Annotated in this window: 16 protein-coding genes; 7 read left to right on the forward strand and 9 right to left on the reverse strand. The window is 45.2% G+C overall.

The features are described from left to right. Positions 1–106 precede the first annotated feature (106 nt). The gene (locus G590_RS0103210; RefSeq protein WP_022764234.1) at positions 107–724 is read left to right on the forward strand and encodes a L,D-transpeptidase; all 618 of its coding nucleotides are present in this window, start codon (positions 107–109) and stop codon (positions 722–724) included. Between the two features lie 267 nt (positions 725–991). Then, entirely contained in the window at positions 992–2986 is a 1995-nt protein-coding gene (locus G590_RS0103215) for a 2-isopropylmalate synthase (RefSeq protein ID WP_022764235.1), read from the forward strand. Positions 2987–3050: 64 nt separating this feature from the next. Here the strand turns inward: G590_RS0103215 and G590_RS0103220 are convergent, their stop codons facing one another. From G590_RS0103220 to G590_RS0103235, 4 genes are all read right to left on the reverse strand, one after another. Continuing rightward, complete coding sequence (locus G590_RS0103220) at positions 3051–3263, reverse strand: helix-turn-helix domain-containing protein (protein WP_022764236.1); 213 nt, start codon at positions 3261–3263, stop codon at positions 3051–3053. Positions 3264–3273: 10 nt separating this feature from the next. Further along, positions 3274–3972, reverse strand: a complete 699-nt coding sequence (locus tag G590_RS0103225; protein ID WP_022764237.1) for a DUF2975 domain-containing protein — start codon at positions 3970–3972, stop codon at positions 3274–3276. Positions 3973–4139: 167 nt separating this feature from the next. After that, entirely contained in the window at positions 4140–5684 is a 1545-nt protein-coding gene (locus G590_RS0103230; protein ID WP_022764238.1) for an ATP-binding protein, read from the reverse strand. A 12-nt stretch (positions 5685–5696) separates the two neighbouring features. Then, positions 5697–7118 carry a vWA domain-containing protein gene (locus G590_RS0103235; RefSeq protein WP_022764239.1) on the reverse strand — a complete coding sequence of 474 codons (1422 nt, stop codon included), beginning with the start codon at positions 7116–7118 and terminating at the stop codon, positions 5697–5699. Between the two features lie 101 nt (positions 7119–7219). On the opposite strand from G590_RS0103235, the gene G590_RS0103240 reads away from it, so the two are divergent. Next, positions 7220–8089 (forward strand): DegV family protein, encoded by an 870-nt coding sequence (locus tag G590_RS0103240; protein WP_022764240.1) that lies wholly within the window; start codon positions 7220–7222, stop codon positions 8087–8089. A 60-nt stretch (positions 8090–8149) separates the two neighbouring features. On the opposite strand, the gene G590_RS0103245 is transcribed toward G590_RS0103240, so the two are convergent. The 4 genes from G590_RS0103245 to G590_RS0103260 are packed head-to-tail and all read right to left on the reverse strand — an operon-like array spanning position 8150 to position 13335. After that, the gene (locus G590_RS0103245) at positions 8150–9511 is read right to left on the reverse strand and encodes a sodium-dependent transporter (RefSeq protein WP_022764241.1); all 1362 of its coding nucleotides are present in this window, start codon (positions 9509–9511) and stop codon (positions 8150–8152) included. Positions 9512–9543: 32 nt separating this feature from the next. Next, positions 9544–10467, reverse strand: a complete 924-nt coding sequence (locus G590_RS18250) for a leucine-rich repeat protein (RefSeq protein ID WP_155828720.1) — start codon at positions 10465–10467, stop codon at positions 9544–9546. A gap of 5 nt (positions 10468–10472) precedes the next feature. Continuing rightward, positions 10473–11663 (reverse strand): DUF362 domain-containing protein, encoded by a 1191-nt coding sequence (locus G590_RS0103255; protein ID WP_022764243.1) that lies wholly within the window; start codon positions 11661–11663, stop codon positions 10473–10475. 37 nt (positions 11664–11700) lie between these two features. Then, positions 11701–13335, reverse strand: coding sequence for a class I adenylate-forming enzyme family protein (locus tag G590_RS0103260; protein WP_022764244.1), 1635 nt, complete (start codon positions 13333–13335; stop codon positions 11701–11703). A 222-nt stretch (positions 13336–13557) separates the two neighbouring features. On the opposite strand from G590_RS0103260, the gene iorA reads away from it, so the two are divergent. The 4 genes from iorA to G590_RS0103280 all read left to right on the forward strand — a co-directional run bounded on the left by iorA (position 13558) and on the right by G590_RS0103280 (position 17763). Continuing rightward, entirely contained in the window at positions 13558–15294 is a 1737-nt protein-coding gene (iorA, locus tag G590_RS0103265) for an indolepyruvate ferredoxin oxidoreductase subunit alpha (RefSeq protein WP_022764245.1), read from the forward strand. A gap of 105 nt (positions 15295–15399) precedes the next feature. Beyond that, positions 15400–15972 carry an indolepyruvate oxidoreductase subunit beta gene (locus tag G590_RS0103270; RefSeq protein ID WP_022764246.1) on the forward strand — a complete coding sequence of 191 codons (573 nt, stop codon included), beginning with the start codon at positions 15400–15402 and terminating at the stop codon, positions 15970–15972. 25 nt (positions 15973–15997) lie between these two features. Further along, on the forward strand, positions 15998–17299 hold the full coding sequence (locus G590_RS0103275) for a phenylacetate--CoA ligase family protein (RefSeq protein WP_022764247.1): 1302 nt from the start codon (positions 15998–16000) through the stop codon (positions 17297–17299). 29 nt (positions 17300–17328) lie between these two features. Then, on the forward strand, positions 17329–17763 hold the full coding sequence (locus G590_RS0103280) for an ACT domain-containing protein (RefSeq protein WP_022764248.1): 435 nt from the start codon (positions 17329–17331) through the stop codon (positions 17761–17763). A 94-nt stretch (positions 17764–17857) separates the two neighbouring features. Here G590_RS0103280 and G590_RS0103285 read toward each other — a convergent pair whose 3' ends face one another. After that, a complete protein-coding gene (locus G590_RS0103285) occupies positions 17858–18298 on the reverse strand; it encodes an RbsD/FucU family protein (protein ID WP_022764249.1) in 441 nt (146 codons plus the stop codon). Between the last annotated feature and the right edge of the window lie 25 nt (positions 18299–18323).

The raw sequence follows: 18323 nt of genomic DNA on the forward strand, positions 1-18323 counted from the left end.
TACATTTTTTAGAAATATTGCGATATAATTTTGTTGCGGTGTATCGATTATTTTTAAATGAATATTTGATTCACTGTCTTACTACTCAAATACAGGGAGCGCAAAAATGATGAAAAGACTTCTAAGTCTGGCTTTAAGCTGTATGATTGCATTTATTACAGTCATTCTTTTCCCGGTTCAGGCTTTTGCAAGCGGATTTGATCCCGTCTACTATGCCGAAAGATATCCGGATGTTGCAGCAGCTGTCGGCACAAGCCAGCAGGCACTTATAAATCACTATCTTACTTTTGGAATCGGTGAGGGCAGATATCAGAACGCTGCGGAAGAAGCGGCAGGAACCCCTCTGAACACATATATAGATATCAATCTCACAACCCAGCACGTAGTCTATGTTCTGGACGGAAATCCGGTGTGGGAAAGCGATTGCGTATCAGGCGATGTCAGTAAGAGAAGGAGCACTCCCACCGGAGTTTACGCGGTATTTGGCCACGTGGCAGGAACCTATCTCACAGGCCCCACCTGGCACAACTGGGTTGATTACTGGATGCCCTTTACCAGAGGCGGCTGCGGACTGCACGATGCCACCTGGCGCAGGAAATTCGGCGGAGAGATCTACAAGACCAACGGCTCCCACGGATGCGTAAACCTGCCTCATGACAAGGCAGAGGAGCTGTTCAATATGATCGACATAGGAACTGTAGTAATAGTTCATAAAGATGAATGAGTCAAAGTGAAACGTCCCCGTTGTCTCAAAATGAGACACTGGGGACGTTTCACTTTGACTCATTTTGTTAAAATATATCAAGAAAAGTGATTAATTTCACCATGATGTAATTGTGCATAATTGTGCTATGATAATATCCATCAGCTAAATTGATTAAATTTTATACATCTGCTGTAATATATATCAAAAATTACACGATATATTTAATGTGGCAGATGAAAATAAATCAAGATTTAGCAAATGAATGACAGAAAGAGGAGCACAGTTATGAAGAATGTTGAGAAGTACCAGCGTCAGTATTTTATGCCGCCCAAGCCCACATATGACTGGGTCAAGAAGGACTATGTAGATCATCCGCCAATCTGGTGCAGCGTTGATCTTCGTGATGGCAACCAGGCCCTTATAGAGCCCATGAGTCTCGATGAGAAGCTTGAGTTCTTTACAATGCTGGTTAACCTCGGTTTCAAAGAGATCGAGATAGGCTTCCCGGCAGCTTCAGAGACTGAGTTTGAATTCGCAAGAACTCTTATCGAGAAGAATATGATTCCCGATGACGTAACAGTCCAGGTTCTTACTCAGGCAAGAGAGCATATCATAAAAAGAACCTTTGAAGCCGTCAAGGGCGCTCCAAAGGCTATCATCCACCTCTATAATTCTACATCGGTCGCTCAGCGTGAGCAGGTATTCAAAAAGAGCAAGGAAGAAGTCAAGAAGATTGCCGTAGACGGAGCCAAGCTCCTTGATAAGCTTGCAAAAGAGACCAACGGTAATTTCTCTTTTGAATATTCACCCGAGAGCTTCCCGGGAACAGAAGTTGACTACGCAGTTGAAGTCTGCAACGCAGTTCTTGATGTATGGAAACCGACCAAGAAGAATAAAGTTATCATCAACATCCCTACAACCGTTGAGATTGCTATGCCTCACGTGTTTGCAACACAGGTTGAGTACATCAGCAAGAACCTCAAGTACCGCGATGCTGTTACTCTCTCACTCCACCCTCACAATGACAGAGGATCGGGAGTCAGCGATGCAGAGCTCGGATGCCTTGCAGGTGCAGACAGAATCGAGGGTACACTCTTTGGAAACGGCGAGAGGACCGGTAACGTTGATATTGTTACTCTTGCCATCAACATGTACTCCCACGGCGTAGATCCGGGACTTGATTTCTCACATATCATGGAAGTCGGCGAGACCTACGAAAGACTTACAAGAATGCGCATCTACGAGAGACAGCCATACGCAGGACAGCTTGTGTTTACAGCTTTCTCAGGTTCACATCAGGATGCCATTTCAAAGGGCTTCTCCTGGCATGACCAGAAGAAGGATAAAGGCATCTGGTCCGTACCTTATCTTCCTGTCGATCCCAAGGATCTCGGAAGAGAATACGACGGCGATGTTATCAGGATCAACAGCCAGTCCGGTAAGGGCGGCGTAAGCTACATCCTCAAGACCAACTACGGCATGATGGTTCCCAAGGAGATGCAGGCAGATGTCAGCTACACCATCAAGGATATCTCAGACAGAGAGCATGCTGAGCTTTCACCTGCAAGGATCTATCAGATCTTTGAAGATAAATACGTACACAATGACAATGTATTCAGAATCCCTGAAGTACACTTTAAACAGATAGACGGTATCCTGGCTGAAGTTACAATCTCTCACGCAGACAAGGATCACGTTGTTGAAGCCAACGGTAACGGACGTCTTGATGCGGTAAGTAATGCGATCAAGCAGTACTTCAATATCAGCTACGAGCTTTCAACCTACGAAGAGCACGCCCTCTCAAGAGGATCATCTTCAAAGGCCTGCTCATATGTGGGAATCACATACAACGGCCAGAAGTTCTGGGGTGTTGGAATAGATGAAGATATCATCAAATCATCAATCGGAGCTCTTGTAATCGCCGTCAACCAGATTGACGCTGTTAAGAGCATTAAGAACAGCAAAGATGAGAGGATCAATTCCATCATCAATTACATTCAGGAGAATTACCTGACCGTAACACTTGACGACCTTTCAAGCCAGTTCTATCTCTCCAAGCCTTATCTCTCCAAGTACATCAAGGAGAAATCAGGTATGACCTTCGGCGAGAATGTAAAGAGGATCAGGCTCAACAAAGCCAGCACGCTCCTTCGGAACGGCAACATGAAGGTTGAGAAGGTTGCTGAGGCAGCAGGTTATCAGAACGTCGAGCACTTTAACAGACTCTTTAAGAAAAAATACGGAATGACTCCTGTTCAGTACAGAAGCAGCAGCAGGTAATAATTCAGATAATTAAAACAGACAGCAGGGAACGTTATGATTCCCTGCTGCCTTTTTATTTTCTCTATTCATTTTTATCATATTCAAGGATATCTCCCGGCTGACAGTCCAGAGCCTCGCATATGGCCTCCAGAGTCGAAAAGCGCACAGCGCTTATCTTGCCGGTTTTGATCTTGGAGAGGTTTACGTTGCTGACACCGACCTTTTCAGAGAGCTCGTTAAGGCTCATCTTGCGATCGGCCATAACACGGTCCAGTCTTAAAACTATTTTACCCATAAGCGCCTCCTTAAAGTGTCTCGTCAGATTCTGTCTGAAGAACAGCACCGTACTTGAAAACATATGCAAGTCCGAAGAGAAGCAGGATTACAACTGCAGTTGGGATACTTATGTTAAATCCGGTCCTTATGTTGCTTGTAAACGCTGTAGTCAGAATACCCTCAAGCAAGCCTCCGAGTACACACCAGGGGATCAGTACCCACGCGCAGTTCTGAATGCCTTTTATGATTTCCTCTTCAAAAGGTGAATTGCAAACTTCCAGGGACTTGCAGAGTTTTTTTACATAGAAGAACAAAACTGCGTATATCGCCAAATATGCTGCTCCCACAAAGCACACAGCTGCTATTCTGCCGGGTGTTATGACTGCATCTTTGCCATTGAGCTGATAAGTAGCTATCGCATCGCTCTCATTAATGGCAACATCGGTAAAAGAATAATCTGTTCCGTTGATATCTATACTGCCCTGCGGAAGATCACTTGTTGCATCTCCGGTCAAACCGCCGAGCATCTTGGATCTGGTATTTACTGTCAGAGTAGCCTCATTGCCCATCTTCATCATAAAATCTTCTTTTGGTATTGTAAGGAAGATTATTCCGCTGACAATTGTTGCCACACATCCTATTTCAATGGCAATCATCGCTATCTTGCTGAGGACCCTTCCTGCTTTTCCGATTTTGTTAATCTTGCTGATTGTATTATCTTTGTTCATGATGTTTCCTCCTAATGTCAAATAAATTCATGTTGTATTGTCAGAACTTCAATCCCGGGTTTAACAAAAAACATTTATAATTTAATGTTTATCGTTAAATAGATAATACAATTACTTTTATCCTTTGTCAACTATTTTTTAATGTTTATCATTAAATTTTTAATGGTTTACTCAAAAATGAGGCTCTCAGCTATTTCCTTAAGCTCTGATTTTCTGTCCGATAAAAGAAGGAGCTTATTATATTCATAGTACGCATCGTTCCCCGTCTCTTTTACAAACTTAAGACTGTGATATGCACTTGAAAGCTCTGTGAGGAAGATGACCATCTCCTGGCTTCCCGTGAGAGACTCCTTATCCCCGAAGGTCTCCTCCAGGAACTTAAAGCTGTTGGACAGATGCTCTCCTGTCTTTTTGATATTTTCCTGTCTTACATTTTCCCTCTTGGTGAACCAGTTCTTGGCAAGCACAAAGGCGCTCGTCACCTCAGGCGTAGGACCCATGTTGGATGTGAGGTATGATACGCAGTCCTCAAGCGCCATAACAGCCATGCTTCTTATCTTTTCATCCTCGCGGCTCACCATTTTCGCCTCTTTGTCATTTTCGAGTCTAAGCTCCATGACTCCTATGCGGTCCTTAAACCATCTGGCAGCATTAGCTTTTTTGGACTCCTCATCCTCAGAGAATGTGCCGAATTCCTTGATCGTTTCGAACAACAACTTCTGAATAGCCTGCTGCTGGCTGTAGTTTCTGAACTCCTCCATCAGCCTGTCTGTAAGAAGTCCGATAATACTGAGTTTTTCGTCAAAAGAGCCTTTCCTGATGCTCTCTTTATCCTCAGGGAATCTGCCTTCCAGAATATCCGGGATCTTGTAGAGCTCATTGTAGCGCTGATACAACTCATAATAAGTAGCAAAATCTCTTGCAATCTCTTTGTTCTGCAGATACTGTGCTGTCAGGTTCTCATCGATGGGAATACCAAGTTTTTCCCTGACCTTCATGACTCTTGAAAGATCCTCCCAGCCTCGTGCCGTCACAAAGCTCCTGCCTTCGACATCAGTCTTTATACTATAGAAGTTGTCTTTTTTGATCTCCAGATAAGCCATGATAGCGCCGTGAACAGAAGCCTTGTAAGCGTAGTCCTTCCAGGCATCAAAGTCCTCTTCGATGTTTATCTGTCTGACACGGTCCAGAGTAACGATATCAAAATCCCTTACAGACTTGTTGTACTGAGGAGGATTTCCTGCCGTTACAATAACAAATCCATCAGGGAGCTTGTGACTTCCGAAAGTCTTATACTGTAAAAACTGCAGCATAGTGGGCGCCAGCGTCTCAGACACACAGTTTATCTCATCCAGGAAAAGAATACCTTCCTGCACTCCGCTCTTTTCAATCTGCTCGTATACAGCACCGATTATCTCACTCATGGTGTACTCGGTTACAGAATAAACCTTTCCTCCGAACTCCTTCTCAGATATCATCGGAAGACCAATGGCACTCTGCCTCGTGTGATGAGTTATTGTGTACGCCACAAGATTTACAGAGAGTTCATGGGCTATCTGTTCCATGATGGCTGTCTTACCGATTCCGGGAGGTCCCATAAGAAGGATAGGTCTCTGCCTCTCAACAGGAATCTCATACTGCCCCGCCTCGTCCTTCTGAAGATACACCCTCACTGCGTTCTTAACTTCTTCTTTTGCCTGATTTATGTTCATGTCTTTTCCTCTTTATACGTATAATTTGTATGCCCAGTCCGGCACGTTCTCATCTTCATAATCCGAATCTTCCACAAACACAAAAGCTGTGTCATACCCGGTAGGTGTATCCGGAAAGGTTCCGTAACCGTCGGTAAAATAGATCAGCCCTTTAAGATTCTCGAACTCTCCTTCTTTGCGGAGCTCTTCAACCTTTTCAAACACCGGCCTGAAATCCGTTCCATAGCCGCCTTCAACGTGAATCCCGTCGGAATATCTTTTCATATCATCTATCGAAGATATGGTCTCAATCCGCTGCACCTGATCGTCGCACTCCATGATAACTATCTTTATCCTCTGAAAAAAGCTGTCACCGGTCAGAAGAAGTGATGCAGTCTCATTGAGGAACTGCTGTACCATCTCATCCTTACAGGAAGCGGAGGTGTCTATGGCGATCACAAGTTCCTGTATCTTCTTGACTTCCCTGAACTCGTTCTCCTCGATAAGAGGCATATTGCCATAGTGCTCAAGGCCAAAAGAGTACATTCCGTAATCGAAGCTGTCCATGTCGATCCCGCCTTCTTCTCGCAGGACTTTGAAGCGCTTCAGGAATTCTCTGTAATCGGTTCTTTTAGTATTCTCAAACTTCAGTATCCAGTCAAGCTTACCAAGTCTGTCGGATGCATTCTTGCCTATCGTCTCTATCTCAGTCTGGAGGCGCTTTGCCTCTTTGTCCCAGTCCTTTTCTTTTCTCTCTATCTGCTTAAGGCGCCTGGGAGTTATGTACTTTTCCTTTTTGGGGCCATTGTCCGGATTGTCTTCAGGCTTTCCTTCAGGCGAGTCCATATCCTCATCCAAAGGAGGCTTGTCTTTTTCCTCTTCAGGATCCTGCTCGGGAAGGCGCAGCCAGAAGCTGTGGTCATCCAGCTTAAACTCGCGTTCAAGCTTCTCATATTCTTTTGTCTCTAATTCATGCCCGGGATCGGAGAAGTAGCGGTAGAGTTTTTGTACCGTCAGGACCTTCAGCTCTTTTTCCAAAAGAGTGTACCAGCGATCGCGATAGTCTGACGCCACCCTGTAAATGCATTGATAGTCCATCCCGTCAAGAATTGACTCCACCACAATGTCCGCACACAGGTCATAGAGCCTTGTATCCTCATAATTCTTGGACGTATACATATGCCTGAATATGCAGTGAAGAAGCATGTGTATGTAAGTCCTGTTGAGCTTTCCCGGCTCCTCCACAAAGAGCCTTAGCACATAAGTGGGATTAAACCTGATGTTTACCGCATCGGTTCCCACGGAAGTTGTTGAGAGGTCCATCTCATAGCCGAGAGAAGACAAGGCCGAAGCCATAAATCTCATATCTATATACAGTTCTGTTCTGGATGCTCCGAGAACGCTTTTGCCTGTCTGTTCCAGATTTTCCCGAAGCCCAATGTCTTTATCCGTCATTTATTACACCATTTTTTTAACTTTTATGTGTATCATCATTGCTCTATGCATTATAATACTATATGTTCAATAAGAATTAATCAAAAGAAATGGGGATTATTATGGGCTATAGTTTTGTTGTATTTGCAGATGGCTGTGCAAATCTTCCAAAAGAAATGCTTGAAGGAATCAAACTGATTCCAAACGACTATTTGTTGGATGATGTGCCACAGGTTTATTCAGGAGATATAGATCATTTTGATGGTCACACATTTTATGATCAGTTGCGATCAGGAAAAGTCGCAAAGACATCTCTTCTAAACTCTCACCTTTTTGAGACACACTTCCGTCCCGAACTTGAGCAGGGACAGGATATCATTTATATTTCCATGAGTTCAGGTATCAGCGGAACCTACAATGCTGCCAAGATCGCAGCAGATGAACTTATGGAGGAGTTCACGGAACGTTTTATTCATATCGTTGATTCACACGGCTGCGGTTTCGGAAACGGTCTGCTTGCTGTTAAGGCAGCTGCACTGGCAGGAAGCGGAACTGATGTAAAGGAAGCTGCATCTATTCTTGATGACGCTGTTCCTCATGCCTGTCAGTATTTTACAGTTGATGACCTTAACTTCCTTAAGAGAACCGGACGTGTAAGCGGTGTTGCAGCCAGCATTGGTACTGTGCTCAACATCAAACCTATTCTCTACGGAGACAGCACAGGTCATATTGTAACCTGCGGCAAAGTAAGAGGCAGAAGCCAGGCTATCAGTGCTCTGGTCAAGAAATTCAAAGAAAAAGTAATGGATACTCCTGATCAGCACATCTGCATCTCCCACGGCGACTGCCTTGAAGATGCCAAGGCTCTTGAGAAGATGGTAAAAGAGATTGTTCCGAATGTTCCAATTACTATCGCAATGCATGAGCCCTTCTCCGGCGCCCACGTAGGCCCGGGAATGCTCGGCCTGTTCTTCTACGGAAAAGAAAGATAAAAGAAACGCCTCCGGCAAATCACTGCCGGAGGCGTTTTTTGGTTCTCTGACCCCATTGACTCACATCAGCCCTCTGATGATGATCACAAGGATCATGATCGGCAGGACAAATAACAGGTATGGCTTAAGTGCCCTTGGCATTTTAAAGCCATCACCCGTGTTGACTTCTTCCTGGAATTTATCAAAACCCCAACCAAGGCTTGTCACACAGAACAGGACAAAGATCAGAGATCCTATAGGAAGAATAAGGTTACTTACGATAAAGTCCTCAAAATCGAGAACATTTCCTTTTCCAAAGAAATTAATGCCGCTCCATTTGTTGAATCCCAGTACACAAGGAAGGCTGGCAAATATCATAAAGATGCAGTTAATAACAATTGCTCTTCTTCTTTCAATTCCAAAGTTATCGGTAACACATGCAACAAGATTTTCGAAAACAGCCGTTACAGTTGAGAAGCTGGCAAAAGACATAAACACAAAGAACAGCGTTCCCCAAACCATACCAAGGGGCATGTTGATGAAAATATTGGGCAGAGTAACAAATATAAGTGAAGGTCCCTGGCTTGGTGCAACTCCAAAGGAAAAGCATGCAGGGAAAATAATGATACCTGAAGCAATGGCAACAATAGTATCAAGAACCGCAATACGTCTGGCTTCACCCATCAGAGTCTTTTCTTTGGACATGTAACTTCCGAAGATTTCGATGGATCCCATACCGACACTCAGAGTAAAGAACGCCTGGTTCATAGCAGCTGTTATCACATGTGGCAGGCCAACGCTCTTTGCCTGCTCAAAATCAGGAAGAAGGAAGAACTTCATTCCTTCCGCAGCGCCTTTCAAGGTCAGGCTGTTTCCCGCCAGAATCACGATAAGCAACAGGAGTCCCATCATCATGAACTTGTTGACCTTCTCAAGTCCGCCCTGAACTCCAAAGGAAAGCACCAAAAATCCGGTAACAATTGTTATTATCGTGAAGATTCCCATTTCAATGGGATTCTGAAGCATCGCATCAAACACCTCTGAAACCTGCCCCTCACCAAGGCCCCTGAAATCACCCACCATAAACTTATAGCAGTAGTTCATCATCCAACCGGAAACCGTTGTGTAGTACATCATAAGAAGATAGCTTCCAACCATGGAAACCCATCCGTGGATGTGCCACTTGTGGCCTTTTTTCTCCAGGAGTTTATATCCCTTTACAAGAGTCATTCTGCTGGATCTTCCGATGGCAAGCTCCATAGTCAGAACCGGTATTCCCATAATGAGGAGGAACAGCAGGTAAAACACAACAAATACTCCGCCGCCGTTTTCTCCCGCAACATATGGGAACTTCCATACATTTCCGATTCCAATTGCGCATCCTGCGCTAACAAGCAAAAATCCGAGTCTTGAGCCGAAGCCCTCACGCTGGTTACTATTCATAAAACAAATCCAATCCTTCTAAAACTAATTTCTTAAAATTCAAATACTTCCGGTCCGGAACCGGGTCCGCTCTTTCCAAACTCCATAAGTAATGCCGAAAGAACCGTCAGCTTTTTGTCAGCAGCCATTCTTATGGCCTTATCAATGCCGTCATCACTAAGCAGCATCTCTCCCTCCGGAGATTTCTTTTTATATGTCAAAAGAGCTTTAATCTGCTCCAATGTATCCGGCTCGGTCTCAAAGTTCTCCACAAGCCTCAGGAGTATCGATTCCGAGTTCTTGCCGATATAGCTCTCGTACATGTCACTGAAACCATCTGCAAGTTCCACAGGATAAAGTACCCTTCCTATAGCAATATCCTCGGAAACCGCGTTTCCATCAATAAGCGCCTTCTCAAAAAGCCTGTCGTAGCCGCGGTAGTCCATGGAACGCCTGTCTACGCACTCCCTGTAAAACATTCCCGAACCTGCAATAGAGAACTGAATGGTCCTGGCCATGGTGTTCTCGTTAAAGTCATAGACATACCCAGGGAATGTAAGAAGCGCTTTTTCTCCATCAGGGAGAGTCAACATAAAGCGTAGATTACCATCATAATCCGCGAGGAAGTTTCTGACAACCTCAAACCACCCACGGTTTAAAACAATCTCGATATCCCTTAAGCTGTCGCACTGCCTGCAGACTCCGTCGTAGTAATCATCGATGCTGTCATAAAGAGAAATCTTTTTTAAATTTCTGCAGTTATGAAACGCAAAGCCGTAAAGAGTCCTAATACTCTCAGGAAGTGAAACACTGACGAGGTCGCTTCTTCCGGAAAAAGAGTGATTGCCGATAGCCTCAACGTTAATCCCATCAATTTCATCCGGAATATTAAGATGGGCTACGCTTCCCTCGTAGCCCGTAATCTCTATATACTTATGTTCATCTTTTTTATCAGACTTAATCTCATACGTGAACATACAGATCAACCTATCTTCTTAACGAGTCTGCCAAGGACGTTATTCTTGACCTTCATGGCTCCTACAGGACAGAACTCCTGACAGCAGAAGCACTTTATGCACTTACTTCTGTCAATCTGTGGAATCTTGCCGTTCTTGCCGTTTTTATTTTCTGCATCAACCATTGTTATAGCAGAGGCAGGGCAGGTCTCAAAGCATTTCCTGCAGCCGATGCACTCATTCTTTTTAACCTGTGGCTTGGAACTGAAAGCAATCTTAAAAGCAAATGCCTTAACAGCATTGAATGCTCCGTTCCCCTCAAAGGTAATGCTCTGGTGCTCGGTAGCTCTCTTAAAATCAGGAATCCTGACGTCAGAAAGGGCAATATCGCCGAGCATCTCCACCTCACTGATATCCTTGGGGCCAAGGCCTCTCTCGTAAGCAGCGCCAATGGTTGCCACATCATTCATAGTCATTCCGATGATGTCTGCACAAGCCATATCAAGAGCGTAAGGCTTCTTAGAAGTAAGCAGAACTCCTACATGTCTCTTTTCCCCGGCTGTAGGACCATTGCCCTCCATACCATCGATTCCGTCAACGATGTAGAGCACAGGTTTAAAGAACTCGTTGAGGTCCACCATGACGTTGGCAAAGGCCTTCTCCACAGGAAATCTCATGTGATACTCAGGCTTGGTGGTTCCGGGTATCGTACCGAACATATTCTTGACTGCGCAGCTCATACCCATCATGGCGTGGGTCTTGAGCTTGGAGATATTGACAATAGCATCGCACTCATCAAGCCATCCGGTATAAATGAAGTTCTTGATGGATACAGCTTCCGGAAACTCAGCATCCTTAACAGAGAAATCGTCGTTAAGCTTAACCTTGTCACTCTCCAGTTCAAAAAGTCCGCAATTCTTGTAAACACCCTTTAAAAAGGCTGATGTATAAATACCTCCCGGGCTGTCACCAATAACAACCGTTGCTCCTTTTTCCGTTAACATATCACACAGACATTTGATCAATATCGGGTGTGTTGTTACAGCCTTTTCAGGTGCCATTCCGGTAACAAGATTGGCCTTGATACCAACCTTCATGCCGGCCTTAACAAAATCCAGCCCATGAATAAAAGAAAGGCTCTTTTCAAGAGCCTTTCTCACTTCACTGTATTCATATGTCTCACATTTAAGTAGTGATACCGGTTCAAAACTACCCATTTATACAGCTCCAATCATTCAAATCAGCCTATAAATATCATGACTGATTTTGCTCTTCTACAATATGCAATCCACAGTATATCTCACGGAGCTTAGGTTTGTCTATCTTTCCGGTAGCATTTCTTATAACATTTGCAAAAATAATCTTTCGAGGTCTCTTATACCTTGGAAGATCAAGGCAGAACTCCTCTACTTCATCTTCTGTAAGAGTCATTCCCTCTTTTACCTGAATAATAGCTGCTGCTATCTCACCGAGACGCTGATCGCGGAGTCCGATAACCGCTGCATCGTGAATCTTGTTGTTCTTCATCAGGAAGCTCTCGATCTGTACAGGATACAGGTTCTCACCTCCGGAGATGATAACGTCTTTCTTACGGTCAACAAGGAAGATGAATCCGTCCTCATCCTGACGGGCCATATCACCGGTAAAGAGCCATCCGTCCTTCAGTATCTCTGCGGTAGCCTCAGGGTTCTTGTAGTACTCAACCATAACACCCGGTCCCTTTACGCAGAGCTCTCCGATGTCACCCTGCTTAACAATATTGCCGTCCTCATCGACGATCTTAACCTTCCAGCCATATCCCGGAATACCGATGGCGCCGACCTTGTGGACATTCTCCATTCCAAGGTGTACGCAGCCGGGGCCTGTTGACTCTGAAAGTCCGTAGTTGGTGTCGTACTTGTGATTCGGGAAGTACTCAAGCCAGTGGCGAACCAGTGACGGCGGGATCGGCTGAGCACCGATGTGCATCAGTCTCCACTGCTTAAGCTTGTAATCTTCCATCTTGAGCTTGCCTGAATCCAGGGCTGCCAGAATATCCTGTGCCCACGGAACAAGAAGCCATACGATTGTGCATCTCTCCTCGGATACAGCTCTGAAAATAGCCTCTGGCGAATTACCTTTCAAAAGAACTGCTCTCGAACCTGTGTATAACGAACCAAACCAGTGCATCTTGGCGCCTGTGTGATACAGAGGCGGAATGCACAGGAAGTTGTCGGCGTGTGTTGTCTCATGATGCATAGCTTCCATCTTGGCAGACTGCATAAGTGCAGTATGAATATGAAGGATAGCCTTGGGGAAACCTGTCGTTCCCGATGAGAAATAGATTGCTGCATCATCCTTGTCCTCAACCAGGATCTTGGGTGCCTGCGATGAAGCGTTGGATGCGTATCTGTAATAGTCATCAGCATATGAAGGACACTGATCTCCTACAAAGAGAAGCAGCATCTCTTTTTTCAGTTTCTGGGCAATATCTTCGATACGGCCGATGAACTCAGGGCCGTAGAAAAGAACGTCTGAATCTGAAGCCTTCAGACAGTAATCAATCTCTTCAGAATCAAAACGGAAATTCAGCGGAACTGCCACCGCTCCGGCCTTAAGCACTCCAAAGTAGATAGGCAGCCACTCAAGACAGTTCATAAGAAGAATGGCACACTTCTGCCCTCTCTTGATTCCTCTCTCAATAAGCATATTGGCAACACGATTGGCCTTCTCATCAAATACGGACCATGTGATCTGCCTTCTGTAATAATTGGTTGATGTCGGCTGGATAAGCTCGTACTCTTTCCAGGTAACCCTCTGTTCTTCCCTGATCTCAGGATTGATCTCCACAAGAGCCACTTCATCCCCGTAGAGCTTACTGTTTCTCTCAAGTAAATCTGTAATTGGCATTTTTTGTAAAACCCCCTAAAATAAAAACTCGCAAGCGCACTAATACGCTTTAAAGCACTAAAGTAGAGTATACCTTCTTTTTACAAAAAATGCAAATATCAAACACTTGAAACCGTAATTTGATCAAATTGCACTCATTTCCGGTTTGACCTTTTTACATTAATTATGTATACTTTACTTTAGTGCTTTAAAGCACGGATATGAAGGTAGGAGGTTTATGTAATGAACAATAATGAGAACAAGCAGCTCATGCTGGGCAATAAGGCTGTTGCCCGGGGTCTTTATGAGGCCGGAGTCTGCTTTATTTCCAGCTATCCCGGAACACCCAGTACTGAAGTTACTGAGGAAGCTGCTAAATATGACGAGATCTACTGTGAGTGGGCTCCCAATGAGAAGGTAGCCATGGAATCGGCCTTTGGCGCATCTCTTGCGGGACGCAGAAGCTTTTGTGCCCAGAAGCACGTTGGACTTAATGTTGCAGCAGATCCGCTTTATACAATGTCTTATACCGGTGTAAATGCCGGAATGGTAATCGTAGTTGCTGATGATGCAGGAATGCACTCATCCCAGAACGAGCAGGATTCAAGACATCACGCCATCGCTGCCAAGGTTCCCATGATCGAGCCTTCCGACTCAGCCGAGGCCCTTGAGTACACCAAGCTCGCCTACGAGATTTCAGAGAAATTCGATACTCCGGTCCTTCTTAAGATGTGCACAAGAGTTGCTCATTCCCAGTCCCTTGTAGAGACAGGTGACAGGAACGTTCCGGATTTCCCATATGAAAAGAATATCGGCAAGTATGTTATGATGCCCGGCAATGCCAAAAAGCGTCACCCCATCGTTGAAGAGCGCACAGCCAAGCTCATCGAGTACGCTGAGAACTGCCCTCTTAACCGCATTGAAATGGGTGGTACAGAAATTGGTATCATTACAGGCTCAACTTCCTATCAGTATGTAAAAGAGGTTTTTGGTGATAGCGTATCTGTTCTCAAGCTCGGCATGACCAATCCTCTTCCCAATCAGCTTATTAAGGACTTCGCAGCCAAGGTAGACAAACTCTTTGTTGTGGAAGAACTTGATCCTATAATCGAGAATCACGTAAAGGCTCTGGGACTTTCTGTTACAGGCAAAGACCTTCTTCCTGTATGCGATGAGTTCTCACAGAATCTCATTGCCAAGGCCTTCGGAAAAGACACTGCAGATTCCTTTGCACTTGAAGATGCAATTCCCAACAGACCTCCTGTAATGTGCGCAGGATGTCCTCACAGAGGCCTTTTCTACACACTCAAAAAGAACAACTGCACCGTTCTTGGTGATATCGGATGCTACACACTTGGTGCCGTTCCTCCTCTCGGAGCAATCGAGATGACACTCTGCATGGGTGCTTCAATCGGTGCTGTTCACGGATTCAACAAGGTAAGAGGCGCTGAAAGCGAGAATAAGACTGTTGCCGTAATCGGCGATTCAACCTTCATGCACTCAGGCATGACAGGCCTTGCAAACGTAGCTTACAACCAGTCAAACTCAACAATCGTCATCGTAGATAACTCAATTACAGGTATGACCGGCCATCAGCAGAATCCCACAACAGGCTACAACATCAAGGGTGATCCTGCAGGCAAGATCGATCTTGAAGCTCTCTGCAAGGCTATGGGCTTTGAGCGTGTAAGAGTTGTTGATCCTTACAACCTCAAGCAGTGCGATGAAGTCCTCAAGGAAGAACTCGCAGCTGCCGCTCCTTCAGTTATCATTTCAAGACGTCCCTGTGCACTTCTTAAGTACGTCAAGCACAATCCGCCTCTTAGCATTAACAGAGACAAATGTGTCGGCTGCAAGAGCTGCATGAAGATCGGATGTCCCGCCATCTCCATGAAGGATGGCAAGGCAACCATCGACAATACTCTCTGCGTAGGATGTAACGTTTGCAGTCAGCTTTGTCCTGTAGGGGCTTTTGTGTAGAGCACTTGGCGAGGTATTATCGAGCCTAGTGCGAACCAGTCACGTGCACTTAACGAGGTATTTTCGAGTTTAGTGCAGCGGGACAAGAATAAGGAGAATAATAAGATGGAAACAAAGAACATTATGATCGTGGGCGTTGGCGGACAGGGCTCACTTCTTGCAAGTAAACTCCTTGGTCACCTTCTCATGAGCCAGGGATATGACGTTAAGGTTTCAGAGGTACACGGAATGAGCCAGAGAGGCGGATCCGTTGTCACATACGTAAGATATGGGGACAAGGTCTTTTCCCCTGTAATAGACAAGGGCGAGGCAGACTATATCGTATCCTTCGAGATACTGGAGGCCGCAAGATGGCTTCCGTTCCTCAAGAAGGACGGACAGATCGTAACAAACACCCAGCAGATCGATCCAATGCCCGTTATCACAGGCGCAGCGGAGTATCCTTCTGACCTGGTTAAAAAGCTGAAAGATTCCGGAGCCAAAGTTGATGCTCTCGACTGTCTCTCACTTGCAGAAGAGGCAGGCTCAGCCAAGGCCGTAAACATTGTTCTTCTCGGAAGACTCTCTCACTACTTCGATCTTCCGGAAGAAGCATGGATGAAGTCTCTTGAGGCAAATGTACCCGCCAAGTTCCTGGAGATGAACAAGAAAGCATTCGAGCTTGGTAAGAATCAGTAATTCTTTTATTTGGGAGGAGTATCTTATGGAGCATTATTATCAACCCGAGATTGAATGTGCCCCTTATGAAGAGATAAGGAAGATTCAGTCGGAAAAGCTTGTAAAACAGGTTAAACATGTCTGGGACAACGTCCCCTATTATCGCAAAAAGATGGAAGAAAAGGGAGTCACACCCGATGACATCAAGTCCGTTGATGATCTTCACAAGCTTCCTTTCCTCTCAAAAGCCGATCTTAGAGAAACCTATCCGGACGGACTTTTGGCGGTTCCCAAGGACGAAGTTGTCAGGATCCACTCAACGTCAGGCACAACAGGAAAAAGAGTAATTGCCTTTTATACACAGCATGATATAGACCTCTGGGAAGACTGCTGCGCAAGAGCCATCATGGCTGCAGGCGGAACCAATGAGGATGTTGTGCAGGTTTCATACGGCTATGGTCTGTTTACCGGTGGTGCAGGACTCCACGGCGGTTCACACAAGGTAGGAAGTCTCACCGTTCCCATGAGTTCCGGTAATACCGACAGACAGATCATGTTTATAAAAGACCTTAATGCTACTATCCTTTGCTGTACACCAAGCTATGCTGCTTACCTTGGTGAGCGAATGCAGGAACTTGGTTACGGTCCCAATGATATTCCTCTTAAGGCCGGTATATTCGGTGCTGAGGCCTGGAGCGAAGAAATGAGACAGAGCATCGAAAAGACCATGGGAATCAAAGCCTTTGATATTTACGGTCTCACAGAGCTCTCCGGTCCCGGTGTTGCATTTGAGTGCTCAGCTCAGCACGGCATGCACATCAACGAGGACCACTTCATTGCAGAGATAATCGATCCCGATACAGGCGAAGTGCTTCCCGAGGGTGAACAGGGCGAACTTGTCTTCACCGCAGTTGACAAGGAAGCTTTCCCGATGATCCGTTATCGTACCAAGGATATCTGCAGGCTCTCAAGAGAGAAGTGCTCCTGCGGAAGAACCCATGTCAGAATGGCCAAGCCCATGGGAAGATCAGATGACATGCTCATCATCAGAGGTGTCAACGTATTCCCGAGCGAGATCGAGACAGTTCTTCTCAACAACGGTTATGCTGCTAACTACCAGATTGTTGTTGACCGCGTAAACAACACTGATACACTTGATGTCCAGGTTGAAATGACTCCCGAGATGTTCAACGATAACGTCGGTGAAATCGAGGAGAGACAAAAGAAGCTTATGGCAGACCTCAAGTCCATGCTTGGAATCAAGGCCAAGGTTTCACTCCTTGCGCCCAAGTCCATTGCAAGATCCGAAGGAAAAGCCGTTAGAGTAGTCGATAAGAGAAAGATCTGATGTTATAATTAATTCAGGAGGATAAAAGAATGAGCGTACAGCAGATTTCTGTTTTTCTTGAAAACAAACCCGGAACTCTCAAAAAAATGACAGGTGTTCTGGCAGCTCACGGAATAGACATGAGAGCCACTTCCCTTGCAGAGACCAAGGACTTCGGTATTGCAAGACTGATCGTGGACGATGCTCTTGAAGCTGTAAGTACTCTGAAAGAGCATGACTTTGTTGCAAGCCTTACGCCTGTACTTGCGATCGAGATTCCGGATGAAGCAGGCGGACTGGACAAACTCCTTGATAAGTTTACCGATGAATCCGTAAACATCGAGTATATGTATGCTTTCCCCGGTGGCAAGAACACCGACAGAGCCTGCATGATCTTCCGAGTAGCTGACACCAAGGCAGCTGAAGCAAGGCTTACCAGCGCCGGCGTCAAGATCCTTACACAGGAAGACATTTCAAACATTTAATTCATTTATATTCAAAACTATAAGGCACAGGATCAGGTCTTTTGACCAATATCCTGTGCCTTTTAATGTGGGTAACTATGTATAAAGGGATAATTTATGAAGTAACAACACCCTTCTGCAGCATTATATTTGCATAAAGGGCCGATTCACCTGTAGTAACAACGGCATAGGCCTTGGATGCCTCCTCATAAAAAGCAAAACGCTCTATCTGGCCTATCATGCTCTCTCCCCTGTCATCATGCTTTTTTAGTATATCCTTATATGTATCCCATATCGGTGTTTCCACCGGATCTCCTTTCATGACTTCCATGAGATTTACCGGATGTTCAACATAGGTATCAAGCGGAAATACTGTAAGTATGGCATCAAGCACTTCCGGAACCCCGTGCCCGTCAAGTCGTACCACAATCCCATTTTTTCCTACAGACTCTGCCGGAAAATTACCGTCTGATATCACAATTCTGTCAGCATGTCCCATCTCGCACAAAACCTTTAGAAGCTCCGGAGATAAAATTTTAGGTATTCCTTTTAGCATTTCAAGTCCTCCTGTAGTGTGATGT

Source organism: Butyrivibrio sp. XPD2006 (assembly GCF_000420865.1).
Classification (GTDB): domain Bacteria; phylum Bacillota; class Clostridia; order Lachnospirales; family Lachnospiraceae; genus Butyrivibrio.

Excerpts from the sequence above, each read along its gene's own strand:
- G590_RS0103210 (WP_022764234.1), top strand. The coding sequence starts at position 107 with ATGATGAAAAGACTTCTAAGTCTGGCTTTAAGCTGTATGATTGCATTT.
- G590_RS0103215 (WP_022764235.1), top strand. The coding sequence starts at position 992 with ATGAAGAATGTTGAGAAGTACCAGCGTCAGTATTTTATGCCGCCCAAG.
- G590_RS0103220 (WP_022764236.1), bottom strand. The coding sequence starts at position 3,263 with ATGGGTAAAATAGTTTTAAGACTGGACCGTGTTATGGCCGATCGCAAG.
- G590_RS0103225 (WP_022764237.1), bottom strand. The coding sequence starts at position 3,972 with ATGAACAAAGATAATACAATCAGCAAGATTAACAAAATCGGAAAAGCA.
- G590_RS0103230 (WP_022764238.1), bottom strand. The coding sequence starts at position 5,684 with ATGAACATAAATCAGGCAAAAGAAGAAGTTAAGAACGCAGTGAGGGTG.
- G590_RS0103235 (WP_022764239.1), bottom strand. The coding sequence starts at position 7,118 with ATGACGGATAAAGACATTGGGCTTCGGGAAAATCTGGAACAGACAGGC.
- G590_RS0103240 (WP_022764240.1), top strand. The coding sequence starts at position 7,220 with ATGGGCTATAGTTTTGTTGTATTTGCAGATGGCTGTGCAAATCTTCCA.
- G590_RS0103245 (WP_022764241.1), bottom strand. The coding sequence starts at position 9,511 with ATGAATAGTAACCAGCGTGAGGGCTTCGGCTCAAGACTCGGATTTTTG.
- G590_RS18250 (WP_155828720.1), bottom strand. The coding sequence starts at position 10,467 with ATGTTCACGTATGAGATTAAGTCTGATAAAAAAGATGAACATAAGTAT.
- G590_RS0103255 (WP_022764243.1), bottom strand. The coding sequence starts at position 11,663 with ATGGGTAGTTTTGAACCGGTATCACTACTTAAATGTGAGACATATGAA.
- G590_RS0103260 (WP_022764244.1), bottom strand. The coding sequence starts at position 13,335 with ATGCCAATTACAGATTTACTTGAGAGAAACAGTAAGCTCTACGGGGAT.
- iorA (WP_022764245.1), top strand. The coding sequence starts at position 13,558 with ATGAACAATAATGAGAACAAGCAGCTCATGCTGGGCAATAAGGCTGTT.
- G590_RS0103270 (WP_022764246.1), top strand. The coding sequence starts at position 15,400 with ATGGAAACAAAGAACATTATGATCGTGGGCGTTGGCGGACAGGGCTCA.
- G590_RS0103275 (WP_022764247.1), top strand. The coding sequence starts at position 15,998 with ATGGAGCATTATTATCAACCCGAGATTGAATGTGCCCCTTATGAAGAG.
- G590_RS0103280 (WP_022764248.1), top strand. The coding sequence starts at position 17,329 with ATGAGCGTACAGCAGATTTCTGTTTTTCTTGAAAACAAACCCGGAACT.
- G590_RS0103285 (WP_022764249.1), bottom strand. The coding sequence starts at position 18,298 with ATGCTAAAAGGAATACCTAAAATTTTATCTCCGGAGCTTCTAAAGGTT.